This window comes from Arthrobacter sp. NPDC080086 (assembly GCF_040702285.1).
The window spans coordinates 1-20663 of the sequence record NZ_JBFBKP010000072.1; the positions used below are offsets into that span (position 1 = coordinate 1).

General features: G+C 69.3%; 18 protein-coding genes and 2 tRNA genes. 9 read left to right on the plus strand and 11 right to left on the minus strand.

The annotated features are described in order from the left end of the window. The 3 genes from AB0305_RS18500 to AB0305_RS18510 all read left to right on the plus strand — a co-directional run. Positions 1-438: M20/M25/M40 family metallo-hydrolase (locus AB0305_RS18500; protein ID WP_366173603.1), on the plus strand; the 438-nt coding region annotated here is incomplete at its 5' end. Positions 439-477: 39 nt separating this feature from the next. Further along, complete coding sequence (locus AB0305_RS18505; protein WP_366173605.1) at positions 478-1296, plus strand: hypothetical protein; 819 nt, start codon at positions 478-480, stop codon at positions 1294-1296. Between the two features lie 79 nt (positions 1297-1375). Then, positions 1376-2182, plus strand: a complete 807-nt coding sequence (locus AB0305_RS18510) for a transglutaminase family protein (RefSeq protein WP_364134853.1) — start codon at positions 1376-1378, stop codon at positions 2180-2182. Here the strand turns inward: AB0305_RS18510 and AB0305_RS18515 are convergent. Both AB0305_RS18515 and AB0305_RS18520 read right to left on the minus strand, forming a co-directional pair. Continuing rightward, positions 2179-2685, minus strand: a complete 507-nt coding sequence (locus AB0305_RS18515; protein WP_364135773.1) for a MarR family winged helix-turn-helix transcriptional regulator — start codon at positions 2683-2685, stop codon at positions 2179-2181. The genes AB0305_RS18510 and AB0305_RS18515 overlap by 4 nt on opposite strands. Continuing rightward, on the minus strand, positions 2685-3788 hold the full coding sequence (locus tag AB0305_RS18520; protein ID WP_364134855.1) for an LLM class flavin-dependent oxidoreductase: 1104 nt from the start codon (positions 3786-3788) through the stop codon (positions 2685-2687). Before AB0305_RS18520 ends, AB0305_RS18515 begins: the two co-directional genes overlap by 1 nt. A gap of 197 nt (positions 3789-3985) precedes the next feature. Here AB0305_RS18520 and AB0305_RS18525 point away from each other — a divergent pair, with 197 nt between their 5' ends. After that, on the plus strand, positions 3986-5443 hold the full coding sequence (locus tag AB0305_RS18525) for an MFS transporter (RefSeq protein ID WP_364134858.1): 1458 nt from the start codon (positions 3986-3988) through the stop codon (positions 5441-5443). Positions 5444-5536: 93 nt separating this feature from the next. On the opposite strand, the gene AB0305_RS18530 is transcribed toward AB0305_RS18525, so the two are convergent. The 7 genes from AB0305_RS18530 to bcp form a co-directional block, all read right to left on the minus strand. Further along, entirely contained in the window at positions 5537-6475 is a 939-nt protein-coding gene (locus AB0305_RS18530; protein ID WP_364134861.1) for a hypothetical protein, read from the minus strand. A gap of 148 nt (positions 6476-6623) precedes the next feature. Next, entirely contained in the window at positions 6624-9860 is a 3237-nt protein-coding gene (locus AB0305_RS18535) for an efflux RND transporter permease subunit (protein ID WP_364134863.1), read from the minus strand. 80 nt (positions 9861-9940) lie between these two features. Then, positions 9941-11443: a malate:quinone oxidoreductase gene (locus tag AB0305_RS18540; RefSeq protein WP_364134866.1), complete on the minus strand. Its 1503-nt coding sequence runs from the start codon at positions 11441-11443 to the stop codon at positions 9941-9943. Between the two features lie 78 nt (positions 11444-11521). After that, complete coding sequence (locus AB0305_RS18545) at positions 11522-13168, minus strand: ABC transporter substrate-binding protein (protein ID WP_364134869.1); 1647 nt, start codon at positions 13166-13168, stop codon at positions 11522-11524. 264 nt (positions 13169-13432) lie between these two features. Beyond that, complete coding sequence (locus AB0305_RS18550) at positions 13433-14128, minus strand: fasciclin domain-containing protein (RefSeq protein WP_364134872.1); 696 nt, start codon at positions 14126-14128, stop codon at positions 13433-13435. Between the two features lie 198 nt (positions 14129-14326). After that, positions 14327-14408 (minus strand) — tRNA-Leu (locus AB0305_RS18555). Between the two features lie 56 nt (positions 14409-14464). After that, positions 14465-14938: a thioredoxin-dependent thiol peroxidase gene (gene bcp / locus AB0305_RS18560; RefSeq protein WP_290257469.1), complete on the minus strand. Its 474-nt coding sequence runs from the start codon at positions 14936-14938 to the stop codon at positions 14465-14467. 109 nt (positions 14939-15047) lie between these two features. On the opposite strand from bcp, the gene AB0305_RS18565 reads away from it, so the two are divergent. From AB0305_RS18565 to AB0305_RS18575, 3 genes are all read left to right on the plus strand, one after another. Continuing rightward, positions 15048-15542 (plus strand): MarR family transcriptional regulator, encoded by a 495-nt coding sequence (locus AB0305_RS18565; RefSeq protein ID WP_290257470.1) that lies wholly within the window; start codon positions 15048-15050, stop codon positions 15540-15542. 113 nt (positions 15543-15655) lie between these two features. Then, positions 15656-15790, plus strand: coding sequence for a hypothetical protein (locus AB0305_RS18570; protein ID WP_364134875.1), 135 nt, complete (start codon positions 15656-15658; stop codon positions 15788-15790). Positions 15791-15808: 18 nt separating this feature from the next. Next, complete coding sequence (locus AB0305_RS18575) at positions 15809-16378, plus strand: hypothetical protein (protein WP_364134878.1); 570 nt, start codon at positions 15809-15811, stop codon at positions 16376-16378. 125 nt (positions 16379-16503) lie between these two features. On the opposite strand, the gene AB0305_RS18580 is transcribed toward AB0305_RS18575, so the two are convergent. Both AB0305_RS18580 and AB0305_RS18585 read right to left on the minus strand, forming a co-directional pair. Next, a tRNA-Lys gene (locus AB0305_RS18580) sits at positions 16504-16579 on the minus strand. 259 nt (positions 16580-16838) lie between these two features. Continuing rightward, positions 16839-17672, minus strand: coding sequence for a hypothetical protein (locus tag AB0305_RS18585; RefSeq protein ID WP_364134880.1), 834 nt, complete (start codon positions 17670-17672; stop codon positions 16839-16841). Positions 17673-17777: 105 nt separating this feature from the next. Between AB0305_RS18585 and AB0305_RS18590 the strand changes: the two genes are divergently transcribed. Continuing rightward, entirely contained in the window at positions 17778-18746 is a 969-nt protein-coding gene (locus tag AB0305_RS18590; protein WP_364134882.1) for a LysR family transcriptional regulator, read from the plus strand. Between the two features lie 99 nt (positions 18747-18845). Further along, complete coding sequence (gene ilvD / locus AB0305_RS18595; RefSeq protein WP_364134884.1) at positions 18846-20567, plus strand: dihydroxy-acid dehydratase; 1722 nt, start codon at positions 18846-18848, stop codon at positions 20565-20567. Positions 20568-20663 lie beyond the last annotated feature (96 nt).

The following is a 20663-nucleotide window of genomic DNA, read 5'->3' on the forward strand; positions in this document are numbered from 1 at the left end:
ACGCTGCGCGGCAGCGCCGGCGCCAACGTCCTGGCCGCCACCGCCGCCGCCAACGCCAACATCCGCGTGGCCGTCGGCGAGACCGTGGCGGGCACGGTGGAGCGCCTCCGCCGGATCATCCGCGACCCGAAGGTGGAGCTGCGGGTGGTGGAGGGCAACGAACCCTCCCCGGTTTCCGCGACCCACGGCCCGGCGTGGGAGCTGCTGACGGAGTGCATCGGCACGGCCTACCCTGGGGCGATCGTCACCCCGTACATCATGATGGGCGGCACCGACTCCAGCCGCTTCACCGGCATCTGCGACGCGGTGTACCGGTTCGCGCCGTTCGCCATGGACCGGGCGGACCGGGCCTCCATCCACGCCGTCGACGAGAAGATCTCCCTCGAGGCCCTGGACCGCGGCGTCCGATTCTACGAAACGCTGCTCCGGAAGCTCTGAGCGGTGCCGGGACCGCACTACGCTGGCAGCATGATGCGGATGAGGCTGCGGACCGGTGGACAGGTTGGGCTGCCTGTGGGGCTAGTCGCGGCGCTGGTGCTGGGCACCGGCGCGCTCGCGGGGTGCTCCGCCGGCCCCTCGGCACCGCAGTGGACGGCCGACGCCGGCGGGACGGCGACGTCGCAACCCTCCGGCGGCGCAACGCCGTCGGGCTCCGGCTCGCCGGGACCCGCGTCACCGGGCTCAACGTCGACGGCCACGGCGTCTGCCGGCGCCACGGCGGCGGCCTGGAAGACCTACACCGATCCGGCCAAGTCGGTCAGCTTCGAGCTGCCGCAGGAGTGGATCGCCCAGTCGCAGACCCCGGCCCAGGGCAGCCTCCCCGGCGCGGTCAAGGTCGAGGTCAAGGACGCCGCCGGCCGCTACCTCGCCACCCTGCAGACGGGACTGCCGCCGCGGACGCCGGCCTCCTGCGCCCCCGACGCAGCCAAGTCCTACATCGTGGTCAGCAGCGTGCCGGTGGACCTGCCGCACTCTTCCGGCGGCGGGATGATCGATCCGCACGTGGTCTACCGCGTGATCCAGGGCTACAAGTATTTCGGCTCCTACGGCATCACCAACATCGTCGGCGGTACCGGGGGCAAGGCCTGCGCCCTGCAGAACGTGGTCCGAGGGCCCGAGGGCAAGGGCGACATCTCCTTCGGCGACCTGGGCGAGCTCACGGCCTTCGCCCCGGACCAGCGGGTGGCCCCGGCCAAAGCGTTCGACACGCTGGCCCAGGCCGACGCCTACGTCAACGAGGGGTCCGAGTTCGCCAATGTCCAGCGGATGCTAATGTCGCTGAGGATCACACAGTAGCCCTGCCGCGCCGGCCCCACGGCAGCCAGGGAACCCCCGGCGGCAGGCGCACGCGCCCCGCCCGCACCCCCGGAGAATTATGGAACGCATCGTGTCCGCCCGCATGGCCTTCAAGACCGTGGCCGGCACCAAGGTCGCCATGGCCGTGGCTGTGGCGCGCAACCCCGGCTATACCGGCTTTGACGAGGAACTCTCCGTTACCGCCGACGGCGTCGAGGTTCCCCTGACCGAGCTCGCCGACCACCACGGCGGGCGGCTCCACTACATGGAGTTCGCCGAGCCCACCGAGGTGCTGGTGGAGTACAACGCCACCGTCACCGGCGCCGCGGACCCCGAGGAGCCGGGGCTGATGGAACTGATCCGCTACGTGCGGCCCAGCCGCTACGCCGAATCGGACCGGCTGCTGCCGACGGCCTACGCCGAGTTCGGCGGCCTGCAGGGTCCGGAACTGCTGCACGCCGTCCGCGACTGGGTCTTCAACGAGCTGCGCTACGTCAGCGGCTCCTCGCGCGGCACCGACGGCGCCGTCGAGACCCTGCTGCACCGGCGCGGCGTCTGCCGCGACTTCGCCCACCTGGCCATTGCCCTGCTGCGCTCCAAGAACGTCCCGGCCCGGCTTGCGGCGGTCTACGCCCCCGGGCTGAGCCCCATGGACTTCCACGCCGTCGCGGAGGCCCACGTCGACGGCGCGTGGCACGTGATCGACCCGACCGGCCTGGCGCCGCGGGAGAGCATGCTGCGGATCACCGCCGGCCGGGACTCCTCGGACACGGCCTTCCTCTCCACCGTCGGCGGCAGCCTGTCCCTGAGGGAACTCAAGGTCACCGCCACGGTGGCCGGGGACCTGCCCGAGGAGGACCCGGCGGCGCTGGTGACCATCCGCTAGGTTCGGGCCTGCACCGAGGCCCGCAGCTTGTCCGTCAGCCGCAGCAGCTCCTGTTGCTCCTCGGCGGTCAGGGCCGGGCCCACCAGGGCGGCAATGTCCCGCACGTGCTCGCGGCCGATCTGCTTCTGCAGGTCCCGGCCGGCGTCGGTGAGCCGGACCAGGACGCCGCGGCCGTCGTCGGGGGCCGGCCGCCGTTCCACCAGCCCCCGCTTCTCCAGCCGCTCCACCAGGCGGCTCAGGCTGGACTGGCTCAGCAGCACGTGGTCGTTCAGTTCGTTCTGCCGCAGCCAGCCCGTGGGGCAGCCCGAGAGGGTGAACAGCACGTCGTACTCATTGACGGCCAGGTCGCGGAACGCCGGGCCGCCCTGCAGGCGCCGCATGACGGCTACCTGCGCCCGGAACAGCGACTCCCAGGCCTGGGCCGCCAGCCGGACTGTCGGCGCCGGGGAGGTGCCGGTAGCTGTGCCGGTGCCGGTCCCCGAGCCGGGCGCCCCCGCGGCCATCATGCCTCCTGCGGGGCGGCCTGGTGGGCCGCCAGCTGCGCGGCGACGCGGCCGGCGTGGGTGGGCGGCGCCGGGACGTGGGCCGGGGTCTTCTCTGCATATTCCTTGCGCAGCACCGGCAGCACCTCCTCACCGAACAGGTCCAGCTGCTCCAGGACGGTCTTCAGCGGCAGGCCGGCGTGGTCGATCAGGAAGAGCTGGCGCTGGTAGTCGCCGAAGTACTCGCGGAACGTCAGGGTCTTCTCGATGACTTCCTGCGGGCTGCCGACCGTCAGCGGGGTCTGCGAGGTGAAGTCCTCCAGCGAGGGGCCATGGCCGTAAACCGGGGCGTTGTCGAAGTAGGGGCGGAACTCCTTGACCGCGTCCTGGGAATTCTTCCGCATGAAGAACTGGCCGCCGAGGCCCACGATCGCTTGGTCCGCCGCGCCGTGGCCGTAGTGCTCGTAGCGTTCCCGGTACAGGCCGATCAGCTGCTGGTAGTGCTCCTTGGGCCAGAAGATGTTGTTGGCGAAGAAGCCGTCACCGTAGTACGCGGCGACCTCGGCGATCTGCGGGGTGCGGATGGAGCCGTGCCAGACGAAGGGGGCGACGCCGTCGAGCGGGCGCGGCGTGGAGGTGAAGTTCTGCAGCGGGGTGCGGTGCTTGCCGGACCAGTTGACCGTGTCCTCGTCCCAGAGCTTGCGCAGGAGGGAGTAGTTCTCGATCGCGAGTTCGATGCCGTCCTGGATGTTTTTGCCGAACCAGGGGTAGACCGGGGCCGTGTTGCCGCGGCCCAGCACCAGGTCCACGCGGCCGTCGGCCAGGTGCTGGAGCATCGCGAAGTCCTCGGCGATCTTCACCGGGTCGTTCGTGGTGATCAGGGTGGTGGCGGTGGAGAGGATGATCCGCTCCGTCTGAGCGGCGATGTAGGCCAGCGTGGTGGTGGGGGAGGAGGAGAAGAACGGCCGGTTGTGGTGCTCGCCGATGGCATAGACATCCATGCCGATCTCCTCGACCTTCTTGGCGATCGCCACCGAAGCCTTGATGCGCTCGTGCTCGGTGGGGGTCCGGCCCGTGGTGGGGTCGGTGGTGATGTCGCTGACGCTGAATACGCCGATCTGCATGATGATCCTTTCCGTTCCGGAGGCTTCCGGGGTCCTGCTCTCAGTGTAACCGATTTACATGCATTTGCATCTATCGACCGGTATAACAGCCGCCACGCGCAGGTATTCCCGGACCTTCGCCGCCGCCGGCCGTGCCTGCACCTAGGATGCAATCAATCCGCTGGCCGCCCCGGGTCCAGCCCGTACGGAAGGCCCGCATGCGCCGGATCATCGCGTTCCTCTGCCTGGTGGAACTCACCAGCGGCATCCTGCAGGGGTACTACACGCCCATCCTCACGGACATCGCCCGCCACCTGGGCATCCACGACGCGGACGTCAACTGGTTCGAGGCGGCGCAGCTGACCGTGAGCGCCCTCGCCGTCCCGGTGCTGGCGAAGCTGGGCGACCTCTACGGGCACCGGCGGATCCTGCTGGTTTCCACCGCGCTCACCGCCGCCGCGTCCTGGGCGGTGGCGTTCGCGCCGGACTTCTGGACCTTCCTCGCCGCCTGGTCTCTGCAGGGGTTCTATGTGGTCTGGCTGCCGCTGGAGATCGCCCTCGTCTTCAGCCTGGTGCACGGACGGCCCGACGGCGCCGCCCTCACCCGCCGGGCGGCCGGCGTCCTGGTGGGGGCGCTGGAGTTCGGCGTGATCGCCGGGGCCCTCGCCTCCGGGGCGCTCGCCGAGGCGTTGGCCGGTCAGCTGCCGCTGGTGCTGACCGTGCCGGCGCTCGCCGTCACCGCCTGCTGGTTCGTGATCCGCTTCGGGGTCCCGGAGTCCGCCGGGCGCGCCGCGGGCCGGGTGGACACCCAGGGCCTGGCGTTGCTCGCCGTCGGCCTGCTGCTCGTCACCTCCGGCCTGACCCTGATCCGGCTGAACGGTCCCGGTGCCTGGTGGGTGTGGGCGGTGCTGGCCGCCGGCGTCGCCGTGTTTGTCCCGTTCGTGCAGGTGGAGCTGCGCAAAGAGGACCCGCTGGTGGACATCCGGATGCTCCGATCCCCGGCGATGTGGCCAGTACAGCTCACGGCCGGACTCTTCGGCGTCTCGGTGCTCGGCGCCCAGGCCCCGCTGTCCACCTTCGCCCGAACCGATCCTGGCACCTACGGTTACGGGCTGGGGCTGCGCTCCGGCCAGGTCTCGATCATCATCGGGGTGTACGTGCTGGCGCTGCTCGCCGGGGCCCTGCTGTATCCGCTGGTGACCCGGCGGCTGACCCCGCGCCTAACCCTCGTGGGGGCCGCGGCGCTGGTGGGCATCGGCTACCTGCTGTTCCTGCCGCTGCACTCCAGCCTGGCCGAGACGCTCGTGAACATGGCCATCGCCGGCGTCGGCTCCGGCGCGCTGGTGGCCGCGCTGCCCTCGGCCGCGGCGGCTGCGGCCCCGTTGAACCGGACCGCCATGGCCACCGGGCTGACTAACACCACCAAGACCATCGGCGGAGCCTTCGCCTCGGCGGTGTTCGGCATCGCCCTGCTCAGCCACGCCGCGGCCGACGCCGGGGTCGGAGGTGCCGACGCGGGGCAGACCGCGGCCCCGTTGGCCGGCTACCTGCTGGTCTGGGCGATCTGCGGCGTCACCGGCCTGGCCGCGGCGGCAGCCCTGGCCCTGGTGCCCCGCCTGGCGTTCTCGGACCCGGCTCCGGAAGCAACCGTCGGCCCCGCCAACGCCCGCACCTGACTAGTTGCGGAACGCCCAACCCAAGTAACTCGCAGTTGTTGTCGTTTTGAGGCTCCAGAACGACAACAACTGCGAGTTAGTCCGTCTCAATGGTCAACGGCCGATCCAACCGCGGTCCCGGAGGGCGGCGCAGACCTTGGACACGGCGGAGCGGGCGTCGGTAGTCATATGGCGCTTGGAGAGGCGGACAAGAGACCAGCCTGCCCTCGTGAAGTCCTCCTCCCGGGCGATGTCCCGCACGATCTGCCCGGACTCGGAATGTCCGTCTCCTTCGTACTCCACGGCCACCCAAAATTCCGGATAGGCCAGGTCGGGTTGGCGGACGACGCCGGAACGGAGCGGCACACTCGGGTTCAGTTGCGGCTCGGGGAGACCGGCCCTCGTCAAGGCGAGGCGCAGCCGGGTCTCGGGTGCGGAGTCCGCGCCAATCCGTGCCTGCTGCAGTGCGATGCGGGCCTTGCGGATACCGGGGCTGCCTTTGTGCCTATCGAGCATGTCTGCCAACTGCTGGGGAGTGGCGTGCGGGGCGCTGCGTCCTTCAAGCTCCGCCCTTGGGATGCGGAGCAAATGATCAGCGACAACGGTGAGCTCATCGATGCCCATTAGCCGGGACACGTCCAGCCAGGTGCGGACCCGTGTGGTGAGGATCAGCCCGTCCAAGCTAGTGATCTCGTCCGGGAAGAACTGTCCTACGTGGCCGACGACGCCGGCGCGCCGGGGGATGGCCATCGTGTCGGGCCGCGACAGATGGATGCCCGGCCGGTCCGCACCGGGCAGGAACCCCGGCAAATCCCAGAGCCGAAAAGCCGTGGCATGCGATGCGGCTGTAAATTCGGTGATGAGGGTGTAGGGCCTGACCGTCCGCCCGAGTTCCCTCGCCCCTTCGTCGCCAGCGGGGATGCGGATTCCGCGGCCCGGCGAGGAGAGCCCCGGGTGTCGCAGCCGGCGGTAGCTGACGCCGGCGTCGAGAGCCTCGCGGAACGTAAAGGGTGCCCTGCCGATGGAATCCGGCAGCGGCCGCGGAATCTTCATCCCCCCATGCTGGCAACATCGGGCCGTGCGCCGGAGGTTATCCACAGCCCGATGTTCCCGTCACCCAACTAGCTCGCAGTTGTTGTCGTTTTGGGCGGTCAGAACGACAACAACTGCGAGCTAGTTGGGATACGGCGCCCGCACCTGACTAGTTGCGGAACGCCGGGGCCTCGTCCGGGTCATCGGCAGTCGCGGTTGCATCCTCTGCAACGTCCCCGTTCCGGCCAGCGGGATCCGCGGGCCGGGCGTGGCGTCCCCGCGCCGGGGCACCCCCGACGCGCTCCAGGGCCTTCCGCTCCCGCCGGCCCTCGACCAGCCGGTACAGCACGGGGACCAGGATCAGGGTCAGGGCGGTGGAGGAGATCAGGCCGCCGATCACGACGACGGCGAGCGGCTGGGAGATGAACCCGCCGCCGCCGGTCAGGCCGAGGGCCATCGGGGTCAGGGCGAAGACCGTGGCCAGGGCCGTCATCAGGATGGGGCGCAGACGCTGTCGGGCGCCGTGGGTGATGGCATCGGCGACGTTCATGCCGGGTTCGCCGTTGCGTGGCTGACGGTACTGGTTAATCAGGTCGATCAGCACGATCGCGTTGGTGACCACGATGCCCACCAGCATCAGCATGCCGATCAGTGACGGCAGGCCCAGCGGGACCTTGGTGATCAGCAGCAGGGCAATGGCACCGGTCGCCGCGAACGGGATCGACACCAGGAGGATCAGCGGCTGCACCAGCGACTTGAAGGTGGCCACCATGATCACGTACACGATCGCGATCGCCGCCAGCAGGGCCAGGCCCAGCTGTCCGAAGGACTCGGCCTGCTGGGTCGTGGCGCCGCCGATTTCCGCGGTGACGCCCGGCGGCAGCTGGACCGTCTTCAGCCGGGCCTGCACCTCGGTGCTGACGGCCCCGAGGTTCCCGCCGGAGGGGGTCACGGAGACGCGCGCGGTCCGCTGCCCGTTGCTGGCGGTGATGGAGACCGGCACGTCGGCCTGCTCCACGGAGGCGATGGAGGACAGCGGCACGGGTCCGCGCGCGGTCGGCAGCTGCAGGTCGCGGACCGCGCCGATGCTGCTGAACTTCGTTCCCTCGCCGATCCGGACCGGGTAGTCGTTGGTGCCGATCCGGACCGTGCCGGCCGGGATCGGGCTGATGGTGGAGGCGAGGACGGCGCCGACCTGCTGTTCGTTCAGGCCGGCCGCGGTGGCCTTGGCGCGGTCCACCTTGACCTGGACCACGGGCTGGCTGGCGGCGAGGTTGGTGCTGACCTCCGAGGAGCCGGGGACGCCGTCCATGGCCTTGACCATCGTGTCGCTGGCGGCCTGCAGGTCGGCCGAACCGGCGGCCTTGAGCGTGATGTCCACGGTCGACGTCGTCCCGAAGCCGCCCTGCTGGGAGCCGACGGTGATCTTGCCGGCGTCGGAAATTGCGGCCAGCCGGGTGCGAACGGTGTCCTGCAACTTCTTCTGGTCCGCCTTGTCGTCAGTGACCACGGTGAAGGTGGAGTTGGCGGCGCCGGTGGACTGCAGGGCGGAGAACCCGGTCTGGGCGTTGCCCGTGGTGACCTGGATGTTCTTGATCCCGTCGATGCCGCGGAGCACGTCCTCGACCTTGACGGCGGCCGCGTTGCCCTGCTCCAGGCTGGTGCCGGCGGGCAGCGCCTGGCGCACCGTCAGGCTGTTCTCGCCGGAGTTGCCCAGCAGGTCGGTGGCCAGCAGCGGGGTCATCGCAACGGTGCCGCCCAGGACCAGGACGGAGGCGATGAGCGTGATGACGGGGTGGCGCTGGGTCTTGGTGAGCACCGGCAGGTAGCCGCGCTGCAGCAGGCTGCGCCGCTCGGCGTCGTGCGCCTTCGCGGCCGCTTCGGCGGCGTCAGTGTCCCCGACGGCGTCGGAGGGTTCTGTTGTGTCCCTGGCTCGGGGGTTGCGCAGGAACCAGTAGGCCAGCACAGGCACGATCGTCAGGGAAACCAACAGCGAGGAGATCAGCGCAATCGTGACGGTCAGCGCGAAGGGCCGGAACAGCTCCCCGGCCAGGCCCGCCACGAACGCGATCGGCAGGAACACAGCCACAGTCGTCAGGGTCGAGGCCGTGATCGCACCGGCCACCTCGCGGATCGAGGTGAGGATCGCGGTGATCTTCGCCTCGCCGTAGCTGAGGTGCCGCTTGATGTTCTCGATCACCACGATCGAGTCGTCCACCACGCGGCCGATCGCGATGGTCAGCGCGCCCAGGGTCAGGATGTTCAGCGAGTAGCCGGTGGCCTTCAGCCCGATGAACGTGATCAGGAGCGAGAGCGGAATCGAGACGGCCGTGACCAGGGTGGAGCGGACCGAGAGCAGGAACAAGAGGATGATGCCGACGGCGAAGCCCAGGCCCAGCAGGCCCTCGGTGGTGAGGTCCTTGATGGACTTCTCGATGAACGGCGCCTGGTCGAAGACAGGGGTGAACTTTGCGTTGGACCCCAGTTCCGCCTCGAGCTGCGGGATGGCGTCCTTGACCGCGTGTGAGATGCCCACGGTGTCGCCTTCGGGCTTCTTGGTGACGGAGACCGCCAGGGTCTCCTTGCCGTTGGTGCGGGTGATGGAGGTGCGGGCGTCCTCGGTGATCGAGACGTCGGCGACGCTGCCGATCGTGGCGGCGTTGCGCGCCCCGCCCAGCGGCAGGGCCTTGATGGCGTCCACGGAGTCCACCGGGCTGCCAATCTGCAGGGAGAGGGTCTTGCCCTGGTCCTGGATGCTGCCGGCCGGGACCAGGCTGCCGTTGTTCTTCAGGGCGTCGCTGATCGCCTGGATGGAGGTGCCGGCGGCCGCCATCGCCTCGGGCTTGGGCTGGATCTGGATGTGCTCGGTGGCGCCGCCGGTGACCTCGGCGCCGCGGACGCCGTCGATCTTCTGCAGCCGGGGCACGCTTAGCCGGGCGAGGTCGGTGTTGAGCTCACTGAGCGGCTTGTCCGAGGAGACCGCCAGGTACACGATCGGGAAGTCACTGATGCTGCCGGCGATCGCCTGCGGCTGGACGTCCTTGGGCAGCGCCTGCTTGGCGTTGGAGATGGCACGGTCGATCTGGTTCCGGGCACGGTCCAGGTTGGAGCCGTAGGTGAACGCCAGGGTGATCTGCGAGACGCCGTTGCGCGAGGTGGACGACGTCGATTCCAGGCCCTCGACGCCGCGCAGGGCGGTCTCCAGCGGACCGCTCACCTGCTTGTCCACGACCTCGGGCGAGGCGCCCGGCATCGAGGTGATCACCGTGATCTGCGGGAACTCGATCGAGGGGATGAGCTCCTGCTTCAGCGAGGTCATGGTGATCACCCCAAAGACCGAGGCAAAGACGGTGATCAGCGCGATCAGCGCCCGGTTTCCGAGCGAGAGCCTGGCCAGCCGGAACATTCATGAACTCCTGGGGTCTACGGACGCCGTACCCGACGGAACGCCTCAAGGGACTAAACGTGCCGCAACCCGGCAGAGTTTCAGCGGGAGGCCGGGACCGTTTCCAGCTGCAGGACCTTGGCCGTGTCGGCCTCGAGCTGCGCGGCGAGCTCCGGGTTCTCGTTGAGCTTGACGCCGTAGCCCGGCATCATCTCCTTGAGCTTGCCCTGCCAGCCCTTGAAGTCCTTCGGGAAGGCCTTCTGCAGCAGTTCGATCATGATCGGCACGGCGGTGGAAGCACCCGGGGAGGCACCCAGCAGGGCGCCGATGCTGCCGTCGCGGCCCGCGATGACCTCGGTGCCGAACTGCAGCACGCCGCCCTTCTTCGGGTCCTTCTTGATGATCTGCACGCGCTGGCCGGCGGTGATGAGCTCCCAGTCGCCGTCCTTGGCCTCGGGGTAGTACTCGCGCAGGGCCTCAACCTTGGCGCCGTGGCGCTTGGCGACTTCCTTGACCAGGTAGGCCGTGAGGTCCATGTTGTCCTTGGCCACGGCCAGCATCGGGATGATGTTGGAGGGGCGGATGGACAGCGGCAGGTCCAGGTAGGAGCCGTTCTTCAGGAAGTTGGTGGAGAAGCCGGCATACGGGCCGAAGAGCAGGGAGCGCTTGCCGTTGACGTAGCGGGTGTCCAGGTGCGGCACGGACATCGGCGGGGCGCCCACGGAGGCCTGGCCGTAGACCTTGGCGCTGTGCTGGGCGGCCAGGGACTCGTCGGTGCAGCGGAAGAACTGTCCGGAGACGGGGAAACCGCCGTAGCCCTTGCTCTCCGGGATGCCGGAAGCCTGCAGCAGGTGCAGGGCGCCGCCGCCGGCGCCGACGAAGACGAACTTGGCGTGGATGGACCCGCGCTCACCGGAGCGTGGGTGCTTCAGGGACAGGTCCCAGCCGCCGTCGGCCGCGCGGCTGATGCCGGTGACGTCGTGGCCGTAGTTGATCTCCACGCCGTTGTTGCCCAGGTAGCCGGTGAGCTCGCGCGTCAGGGCGCCGAAGTCGACGTCGGTGCCTTCCGCGGCGCGGGTCGCGGCTACGCGCTGCTTGGGGTCGCGGCCCTTGATGATCAGCGGCGCCCACTTGGCGATCTGCGCCTGGTCCTCGGAGTACTCCATGGAGCGGAACAGCGGGTTCGGCTTGAGCGCCTCGTAACGGGTCCGCAGGAACTTGGTGTTCTCTTCGCCCACCACGAAGCTCATGTGCGGGACGGTGTTGATGAAGCCCTTGGGGGAGCCGATCAGGGAGTTGGTGACCAGGTGGGACCAGAACTGGCGGGAGAGCTGGAACTGCTCGTTGATGTGCAGCGCCTTGGACGGATCCACCGAGCCGTCTTTGGCCGCGGGGGAGTAGTTCAGTTCGCAGAGGGCGGCGTGGCCGGTACCGGCATTGTTCCAGGGATCGGAGCTTTCCAGGCCCGGGCGGTCCAGCCGCTCGAACAGCGAGATGGTCCAGTTCGGCTCGAGCTGCTTGAGGAAGGCACCGAGCGTGGCGCTCATGATGCCGCCGCCAATCAGGACGACGTCGGCGTGTTGGGTCTTGGAAATGAAAGTCACATCAGTCTCCGGTAGCAGCGGCTCTGGCTGTCACAGAATATCCCCGCACGGCCCACTAACTGAAATTGGCCCGGCACGTCAAGACTTGAGGACCACCTTCGTGAAAACTTCGTTGAGCACCGGCGACGCCGGGTACTTCACCACCCGGTCGGAGAGCGCCAGCGCCGAGATCGGGAAGGCGATCGGCACGGCAGGGACCGACGCGGCGATCTGCGCGTTGATGGTCTGGTACTGCTCGGTGCGGTCTTTGCCGTCCGGCAGGCCGCGGGCCCGGGCGATCTTCGAGAACACCTGCGGGTCCTGGTAGCCGAACTCGCCGTTCTTCTCGCCGAAGAGCGGGCCGACGAAGTTGTCCGGGTCCGCGTAGGAACCGTTCCAGCCGAGCAGGTGAAGGGCGTGGTCCCCGGGGGAGGTGACCTTTTGCAGGTAGCCGTCGGACCAGTCCACCGGGACGGGCTTGATATTCAGTCCGACGGCGATCAGTTCGCGGCTGATCTCGGCGTAGACCTTCTCTGGCGTCGGCAGGTACGGCCGGGTGACGTTCAGCGGGTAGTAGAACTTCAGCTCCTCGCCCTTGTACGTGGACTGGGCCAGCAGCTCCTTGGCCTTGGCCGGGTCGTGGCCCAGCGACGGGGCGTTGTTGTTGAAACCGCTCAGCTTCGGCGGCACGAACTGGGAGGCCGAGGACGTGTTGTCGATAAAGAACTTCCGGATCAGGGTGTCCTTGTCCAGGGCCATCTCGATCGCCTGGCGCACCTTGAGGTCCTGCAGGGCCGGGATGTCCTGGTTCATGCCCAGGTACATGACGGAGAACGGGTCGCGCTGGATGATCTGCTTGCCGCGCTTGACCAGCTGATCGAAGTTACCCACGGTGACGGAGTCGTAGGCGTCGATCTTGCCGTCCAGCAGTGCCTGCATCCGGGTCTGCGGGTGGTCGTAGGTGACGAAGTTGATCGTGGCGATCTGGCCCCTGTCACCCCAGTAGTTCTTGTTGCTGGAGAGCGTGACGGTGTCGTTGTCCCAGGACGTGAAGACGTACGGGCCGGTTCCCACCGGCTTGAGCGCGTAGGCGGAGACCGGCTGGCCGTCCCGGGTCTGGTTCAGCACGTCCGCGGACTGCGCCGCGAGGGCCTTCGGCGAGGACATGGCGAAGGCGGGCAGGGTCAGCGCCTGTAGGAAGCCGGTGAAGGGCTGGGTCAGGTCGATCTCGACGTTGCCGCCCGCGAGCGGGGTGCAGCCCTTGTAGATGGACAGCGAGGCCTGGTCCGCGTTGGCCTTGAAGACGCCTTTGAATGAGGTCCCCGGGGCCTGTTTCCGCAGCGCCTCGGAGAAGTTGAACCAGCGGTTGAAGTTCGTGCACACCGCGGGACCGTCGAAGGCGGTGCCGTCCTGGAAGGTCACGCCGTCGCGGAGCTTAAAGGTATAGGTGCGGCCGTCGTCGCTGGTCTTCCACTCGGTGGCCAGCAGCGGCGTGGGCTTGCCGCTGTTTTGGTCAACGCCCACCAGGCCCTCGAGGATCTGCCGGGTGATGCGGTAGGAGTCGACGTCGGAGACCAGCGCCGGGTCCAGCCCCAGCGGGCGGGACGCGGTGCCGAAGGTGAACGTTTCGGTGGGTCCGGTACCGGCGCCGACCGACGACGTCGGGACCGGCCCGGGCGCGCCGGTGCAGGCCGCAACGGGGGCCAGGAGCAGCAGCGCGCCCAGGCCTGCGATGAGGCGGCGCATCCTGCGCGGTCCTCTGATGGGCGCGGTCCTGCTGGGCACTGAAGAATCACCTCGGGAAACGATGGGGCCGCCGGCTGCGGAGTGAGCCCCATTCTAGTGGACGGTGCCGTGCCGCAAACTCCCGCGCAGACTCCGGCGCGGCCCCGGCCCGGGGTGATGGACGGCCCAGGCACGGCGAAGGCCCGCACCGATGGTGCGGGCCTCCGTTTTCTCCGGTCGGGTCCGGGGAGTCAAGCCGGACCCGGAAGGGGAGGTTGGTGGTGGTTACTTCGGCATCAGTACGGAGTCGACCATGTACACGGTGGCGTTGGCGGTCTTGACGCCACCGCAGACGACGTTGGCGCCGTCGACCATCAGGGAATCCTTGCTGCCGGTCACGGTGACCGAGCCGCCCTCAACCGTCTTGTGGGTGCCCACGATCTGGTCGGGGGAGATCTTGCCGGGAACAACGTGGTAGGTCAGGATCTTGCTCAGCAGGGCGTCGTCCGTCTTGAGCTTGTCGATCGTGGCAGCGTCGATCTTCTTGAAGGCGTCATCGGTCGGGGCGAAGACGGTGAACTCGCTGCCGTTCAGGGTGTCCACCAGGTTGACCTTGGGGTTGAGCTTGCCGGAGACGGCGGCGGTCAGCGTGGTGAGGATCGGGTTGTTGGAGGCTGCGGTGGCTACCGGGTCCAGGGCCATGCCGGACACGGAGCCCGCACCGCTGGGGACCTGGGCGGCGTAGGCCGCGCAGCCGGAGCCGACCAGGTCGGCGGCCGGGTCCATGGCGCCGGCGGAAGCGCTCATCGACGGCGATGCGCTCATGGAGGGGGAGGCTGCCATGCTCGACGCGGACGGGGCCGCAGCCGGGGCCGACGAACTGGAGGAGCCGGTGGTGGAGCCGCCGCAGGCGGTCAGGCTCAGCATGGCGACGGCGGCGATGCCGGAAACGGCGAGCGTGGTGCGCTTGATGGTCTGCATTGTGAATCTCCTTAGTTGTGCCGAGGTAATGCGTGCAACGGAGGGTTTTTCCGGTGCTGCTGTTGTTCGACTGGCGGGCACCGACCCTTGGTTGGTGTCTCACTGAAGATTCGGGCGATGGGGCCGGGGGGATGGGTGGGATTGCAGAAATTTTTTTAAAACAGGAAAACCCCGGCCAGAGACCGGGGTTTTCCGAGGTGCGCAAGGGGGGACTTGAACCCCCACGCCCGAAGGCACAGGAACCTAAATCCTGCGTGTCTGCCAATTTCACCACTCGCGCGCGGCGCCGTCGTCGGCGGATCCCGGGGGACCCGGCGTCGGACGCCAGGGACCATTCTACAGATCGAGCTTGAGGTCCCGCCGCAGTTTGGCCACGTGGCCCGTGGCGCGGACGTTGTACTGGGCCAGGGCCACCTTGCCGTCCGGTCCCACCACCACGGTGGAGCGGATCAGCCCGTCGTAGGTCTTGCCGTAGTTTTTCTTCTCGCCCCAGGCGGCGTACGCCTCCGCGACCTTGTGGTCCGGATCGGACAGCAGCGGAAAGGTCAGGCCCTCGTCCTCGGCGAACGTGGCGAGTTTGGCGACGGGGTCGGGGGAGATGCCGACGACCTCGTAGCCGGCGGCGGAGAGCGAGGCGAGGGAGTCCCTGAAATCGCAGGCCTGCTTGGTGCAGCCCGGGGTCGCGGCCGCCGGGTAGAAGTAGACAACGGTGCTGCGGCCCTTGAAGTCCTTGAGGCCCACGGTGCGGCCGGTGGAATCCTGGAGGCTGAAATCGGGCGCGGTGTCGCCGGGAACGAGTCGTTCTGCCACGGTGGGCTCCTGTTCTGGGACGCTCCGGGGAGCGGATGTGACGGACGGAACCCCAGCTTAGTGAGCGCCTGAACCGACGACGAATCAGGGATTCGGTATACTACTTACTATGCCCGATTTGGATCGCTGGCCCACTGGCCGCCTTTTGTCCACGGCAGCACGCCTGGTTGAACACTCCTGGAATGAAAAGCTGGGAGCAATCGGCCTTACCCACGCGGGGGTCATCGCGATGGAAGTGCTCTCCGTCCATGGCCCCATGACCCAGGCGCAGCTGGCGCAGCTGGTGCGTGTCCAGGCACAGACGATGGGCAAGACCCTCAGCCGCCTCGAGGCGCACGGCCACATCTCACGTGAGCGCAGCGTCTCCGACCGCCGCAGCCACGTGGTGACGCTGACCGACCGTGGCCGGGAGGCCGTCGTCGCCGCCGCGGACATGGAACGCTCCGTGCTCGCCGCCGCGTCCATCGACCCGGACACCCTTCGCCACGAGCTGCAGGCCGTGGTGCGTGAACTCGCAAACCGCATCTCCTCCACCGAGGACGCGAAGGACATTGTCGACGCTCCGGCACCCAAGGTGTCGGCGGACGCAGGCACCCTCTCCTAGCCGGTCCTTTCCGGCTGGCCGGCGTCGGACGGTTCCGTCCGGCCCCGGGAGCAAGGCGCGAACTGCGTGTCACGCCCCGAGACGCCGGCCCACCTCGCATAGGGTTGTGTGCCATGGACACGTCGCACCCGCCGGAGCTGGAAGGGCAGACCTCGATCAACGAGCTGCTCGACGAGCCCGTGGGCGCAGACCCCGTCCAGTTGGCCCTGCCCCTGCTTTTCCACCCGGCGATTCGCGTCCGCGGCTGAGTCCGCGCCGGAGCTCCCATGACCGATCACCGCTGTGTGCGCCGCCCCTCTCCGCGGGCAGTTGCCGCGACGCTGGCCGCCACGGTCCTGGCCCTCACGATCTCTGCGGCCCCGGCGGGGGCCGAAACCTGCGCGCCAGTGATCGTCCTGCCCCTCGGTCCCTGCCAGCCGACGGCGCCGTCCAGTCCGCGACCCACGGCCACCTCCAGCCCGGCGCCTGCCCCCACCGCTGCCCCCGTTGCACCGGCACCCGCCCCGGCCGTTCCCGCTCCGGTGGCCCCGGCACCGGTTTCCCCGGCGGACCGGCCCGCCCCGGCCGCCTCCAATGCGCCGGCGACAACCACGGCGCCGACCACACCCTCGGGCCCCGCGTCCCCGTCCCGGGCGCCCTCCGCTTCCGTTCCGCCGCAGCCCGCCGCCCCTACCCTCCCGGCGGCCGATCCGACGGCCGGAGGCGCCACGGACGCGCCGGAACCGGGGGAGCGGGGCACCATGGGGCTTGGGGCCGCTCTGCTGGCCGGCGGCGGCGTCCTGGTCTCGGCATCAGCAGCCCTGGGACTTCGCGCCCGCCGCCTCCGGCTGCGCTGACCGGAACCCCCTCGCCGCAGCGGCTCCCTGCCTTTGGGTAATCCACCTTGCCGCCCGAAACCCGCGCAGACACAAAAAAGCCGCTCCAACTCCGACTTTCATCGGTGTTGGAGCGGCTTCTTCTGTGGTGCACCCCCCGGGACTCGAACCCGGAACCCATTGATTAAGAGTCAATTGCTCTGCCAGTTGAGCTAGAGGTGCAGCTGTTGTTTTCGTTCCCCCCCCGGGCTGTTTATTTCCCGCGGTGTTCTCCGCAACGACATGAAACTCTACACGAGATTTGCCGGAGTGCGAAATCGGGGGCAAGAAGGTGGTCCGGGCGGCCGGGAGGACGGGCGGCAACCCCGCAATTCCGCGGATTTTCGGGCCTCCGGGGCCCGCCTGCCCGCCCTTGAAAGGATGCCGGGAGGGGCGGCGGGCCCGCATTACGGAGTGTGAAGTGAGCCACACTGCGGGAGGGTCAGAGCCTGACGCGGCGGGGCGGGCGGAACCCGGCGGCCTCGGCGTGCGCGGCCGACTCAAACCACACCCCGGCCCGGGTCTCCTCGTAGCCCTGGCTGGTCTCCTCGTAGTACGTCATGGTTTCCGCGTCACCCTTGACGGTGAAGTCGGCAGGGCCGCTGCCGTCGGCCGCAGGTGCGGCCGAGCCGACGCCGTAGGGCTGCTCGGCGGCGAGGTGACCGGCGGGCTCCGGTTCCGGCATCGGCTCGTGGCTGGGAGCAGGCGCCGGTTCGTGAGCGGGTTCGGTCGCCGATTCGTGCACCTGCTCCTGGGCCGGGGGAGCGGAGTGGCTGGCCGAGCCCTCGACCGCGGCGGAGGATGCCGCCGCCTGCAAGGTCTCAGCCTCTGCGGCCTCGGCCGCCGCGGACTCCGCCCCCGGGAGAGTGGGCGCGTGCGGTCCGGTGTACTCCGGGTGGTGCACCGGCGCGGCCTGGGCTTCCGCGGGGGTAGCCTCAGCAGGGGCTGTCTGGGTAGCGGGCTCAGGTGCGGCGGTGGGTTCCGAGGCGGCGGCCGGTGCGGCGGCCGGTGCGGCGGACGGTGCGGGCTCGGCGGCCGGCGCAGGCTCGGGGGCCGGTGCGGGTACGGGGACAGGCGCCGCGGCTGCCGGAGCAACGGGCTCCCGCTCGGCGGACCGCGGTGTGCTGCCGGTGGCCGGTGTTCCGGAGGCCTGGGTGCCGGAAGCCTGGGTGCCGGAAGCCTGGGTGCCGCCGGTCCGTCGGCTGTTGCGGTTCAGGAGCGTCCACACCACCGCGACGATCAGCACGATGACAATGAGCCAGATAATCCAATCCATGGCCGGATCCTTCGGGTCGGGCGGCAGGGTTGCCGTGTGCTTGACGTTACGTCCGGCCCTCGCGGGTGTCCAGCAACGCCCGGACGGCCCGTGTAGCCTCGGCTCATGGACTTCAAGAGGCTGCGGATCCTCCGCGAACTGGCGGACCGCGGCACCGTCGGGGCCACCGCGGAGGCCATGCAGGTCACCCCGTCTGCCGTCTCCCAGCAGCTGAAAACGCTGCAGGAGGAACTCGGGGTGGTGCTGGTCGAGAAGTCCGGGCGGGGCGTCCGCCTGACCGAGGCCGGCCTGGCGATGGCCGGCGCCGCGGCCGAAGTGTCTACCGCCATGGCCCGGGCCGAGGCCACCATCGACACCTACCGCCGCGGCTGGCAGACACGGGTGAGCGCGGCGTTCTTCCCCAGCGCCGCGGAAATGTTCCTGCCCGGCCTGCTGCATCGGGTCCGCGAGATCGACGGGCTGCGCTTCGAGGCCCATTTCGAGGACCCCGGCGTCGCCGGCTTCGCCGCCCTGGCCGCCGACTACGACGTCGTCCTCGCGCACAGCGTGGACGGCCCCGAGGTCTTCGCCCGGCAGGGCCTGGAGGTGGTCCCGCTCCTCGACGAGCCGCTGGACGTTGCGGTTCCCGCGGGGCATCCGCTCGCGGCCAAGGCCAGCCTCAGTGCCCAGGACGTCATCGGCTGCCCGTGGATGGGCGTGCCGGACGGCTTCCCCTTCGATACCGTGCTGCGCCAGATCGAGATGCAGGCAGACTCCCCGGCGCTGCGGGCCCAGCTCTACCCGGATTTGCGCGTCCTCGAGGCCCTGGTCAGTGCCGGGCACGGGCTCAGCCTGCTGCCGCGCTACACGGCCCTGAAGAACCAGGGCCGCGGCTTCGTGCTGCGCCCCCTCCGGGGCGTGAAGGCGAGCCGCAGCATCGTGGTGCTGGCCCGCCCCGAGGCCGCGGCACGCACCACCATCCAGGAAGTGATCGCCCTGTTGCAGGCCGAGGCGCGGGCGGTGGCGTTGGCGCCGGAACTGCGTGGCGGAGATCACGGAAAACCCGCGGGCCACGCGGCGGCTTCCGTAGTCTAGGACGCGAGTCCGCTGTGTGGGCGGAAATATTCCGGAATTGCCGCTTAATCCGGCCGGGCGGCTCGTTGGCATCCTCGCCGGACCCATAGACTTTGAGCCATGAGCCAGGACACCGAAGCAGCAGCAGTTGCCACCCCGGACATCAAGCCCCGCAGCCGCGTCGTCACCGATGGCATCCACGCAGCCCCCGCCCGCGGCATGTTCCGCGCCGTCGGCATGGGCGACGACGACTTCGCCAAGCCGCAGGTGGGCGTCGCCAGCTCGTGGAACGAAATCACCCCCTGCAACCTCTCCCTGAACCGGCTGGCCCAGGGCGCCAAGGAAGGCGTCCACGCCGGCGGCGGCTTCCCGATGCAGTTTGGCACCATTTCCGTCTCGGACGGCATCTCCATGGGCCACGAGGGCATGCACTTCTCCCTGGTCTCCCGCGAAGTCATCGCCGACTCCGTCGAGACCGTCATGCAGGCCGAGCGGATCGACGGCTCCGTACTGCTGGCCGGTTGCGACAAGTCCCTCCCCGGCATGCTGATGGCGGCGGCCCGCCTGGACCTCGCCAGCGTCTTCCTCTACGCCGGCTCGATCATGCCCGGCTGGGTCAAGCTCGAGGACGGCTCGGAAAAGGAAGTCACCCTCATCGATGCCTTCGAAGCCGTGGGCGCCTGCGCCGCCGGCAAGATGAGCATGGAGGACCTGACGCGCATCGAAAAGGCCATCTGCCCGGGCGAAGGTGCCTGCGGCGGCATGTACACCGCCAACACCATGGCCTGCATCGGCGAGGCCCTGGGCATGTCCCTCCCCGGTTCCGCCGCCCCGCCCTCGGCCGACCGCCGCCGCGACGACTTCGCGCGCAAGTCCGGCGAGGCCGTGGTGAACCTGCTCCGCCTCGGCATCACGGCCCGCGACATCATGACCAAGAAGGCCTTCGAGAACGCCATCGCCGTCACCATGGCCTTCGGCGGTTCCACCAACGCGGTCCTGCACCTGCTCGCGATCGCCCGCGAGGCCGAGGTCGAGCTGACCCTGGACGACTTCAACCGCATCGGCGACAAGATCCCCCACCTGGGCGACCTCAAGCCCTTCGGCCGCTACGTCATGACCGACGTCGACAGGATCGGCGGCGTGCCCGTGATCATGAAGGCGCTGCTCGACGCCGGCCTCCTGCACGGGGACTGCCTCACCGTGACCGGCAAGACCGTCGCGGAGAACCTGGACGCTATCAACCCGCCGGACGTCGACGGCAAGATCCTCCGCGCCCTGGACAACCCGATCCACAAGACCGGCGGCATCACCATCCTGCACGGCTCGATGGCCCCGGAAGGCGCCGTCGTCAAGAGCGCCGGCTTCGACGCCGACGTCTTCGAGGGCACCGCCCGCGTCTTCGAACGCGAGCAGGGCGCCCTGGACGCGCTGGACAAGGGTGAGATCAAGGCCGGCGACGTCGTCGTCATCCGCTACGAGGGCCCCAAGGGCGGCCCGGGCATGCGCGAGATGCTCGCCATCACCGGCGCCATCAAGGGCGCCGGCCTCGGCAAGGACGTCCTGCTGCTGACCGACGGACGCTTCTCCGGCGGCACCACCGGCCTCTGTATCGGCCACGTGGCGCCCGAAGCGGTCGACGGCGGCCCGATCGCCTTCGTCAAGGACGGCGACCGGATCCGCGTCGACATCGCCGCCCGCTCCTTCGACCTGCTGGTCGACCCCGCCGAGCTGGAAGCCCGCAAGGAAGGCTGGCAGCCGCTCCCGGCCCGCTACACCAAGGGCGTGCTCGCCAAGTACGCCAAGCTCGTCCACAGCGCCTCCACCGGCGCCTACTGCGGGTGATTCCTACCTTGGGGTTCCGGCGCTGGGGGCCGGAACCCCAGGGGGCCACGGGATACCCCAGCTTATGGCCTTGCGCCAATGGGGCTCGGGGCGGGG

What these genes read in the sequence shown, in the direction of transcription:
- AB0305_RS18515 (WP_364135773.1), bottom strand. Translation starts at nt 2,685, where the DNA reads ATGGCCGCGGGGGCGCCCGGCTCGGGGACCGGCACCGGCACAGCTACC.
- AB0305_RS18565 (WP_290257470.1), top strand. Translation starts at nt 15,048, where the DNA reads ATGCCCGATTTGGATCGCTGGCCCACTGGCCGCCTTTTGTCCACGGCA.
- ilvD (WP_364134884.1), top strand. Translation starts at nt 18,846, where the DNA reads ATGAGCCAGGACACCGAAGCAGCAGCAGTTGCCACCCCGGACATCAAG.
- AB0305_RS18535 (WP_364134863.1), bottom strand. Translation starts at nt 9,860, where the DNA reads ATGTTCCGGCTGGCCAGGCTCTCGCTCGGAAACCGGGCGCTGATCGCG.
- AB0305_RS18570 (WP_364134875.1), top strand. Translation starts at nt 15,656, where the DNA reads ATGGACACGTCGCACCCGCCGGAGCTGGAAGGGCAGACCTCGATCAAC.
- AB0305_RS18520 (WP_364134855.1), bottom strand. Translation starts at nt 3,788, where the DNA reads ATGCAGATCGGCGTATTCAGCGTCAGCGACATCACCACCGACCCCACC.
- AB0305_RS18545 (WP_364134869.1), bottom strand. Translation starts at nt 13,168, where the DNA reads ATGCGCCGCCTCATCGCAGGCCTGGGCGCGCTGCTGCTCCTGGCCCCC.
- AB0305_RS18525 (WP_364134858.1), top strand. Translation starts at nt 3,986, where the DNA reads ATGCGCCGGATCATCGCGTTCCTCTGCCTGGTGGAACTCACCAGCGGC.
- AB0305_RS18510 (WP_364134853.1), top strand. Translation starts at nt 1,376, where the DNA reads ATGGAACGCATCGTGTCCGCCCGCATGGCCTTCAAGACCGTGGCCGGC.
- AB0305_RS18575 (WP_364134878.1), top strand. Translation starts at nt 15,809, where the DNA reads ATGACCGATCACCGCTGTGTGCGCCGCCCCTCTCCGCGGGCAGTTGCC.
- AB0305_RS18505 (WP_366173605.1), top strand. Translation starts at nt 478, where the DNA reads ATGAGGCTGCGGACCGGTGGACAGGTTGGGCTGCCTGTGGGGCTAGTC.
- AB0305_RS18585 (WP_364134880.1), bottom strand. Translation starts at nt 17,672, where the DNA reads ATGGATTGGATTATCTGGCTCATTGTCATCGTGCTGATCGTCGCGGTG.
- AB0305_RS18590 (WP_364134882.1), top strand. Translation starts at nt 17,778, where the DNA reads ATGGACTTCAAGAGGCTGCGGATCCTCCGCGAACTGGCGGACCGCGGC.
- AB0305_RS18530 (WP_364134861.1), bottom strand. Translation starts at nt 6,475, where the DNA reads ATGAAGATTCCGCGGCCGCTGCCGGATTCCATCGGCAGGGCACCCTTT.
- AB0305_RS18550 (WP_364134872.1), bottom strand. Translation starts at nt 14,128, where the DNA reads ATGCAGACCATCAAGCGCACCACGCTCGCCGTTTCCGGCATCGCCGCC.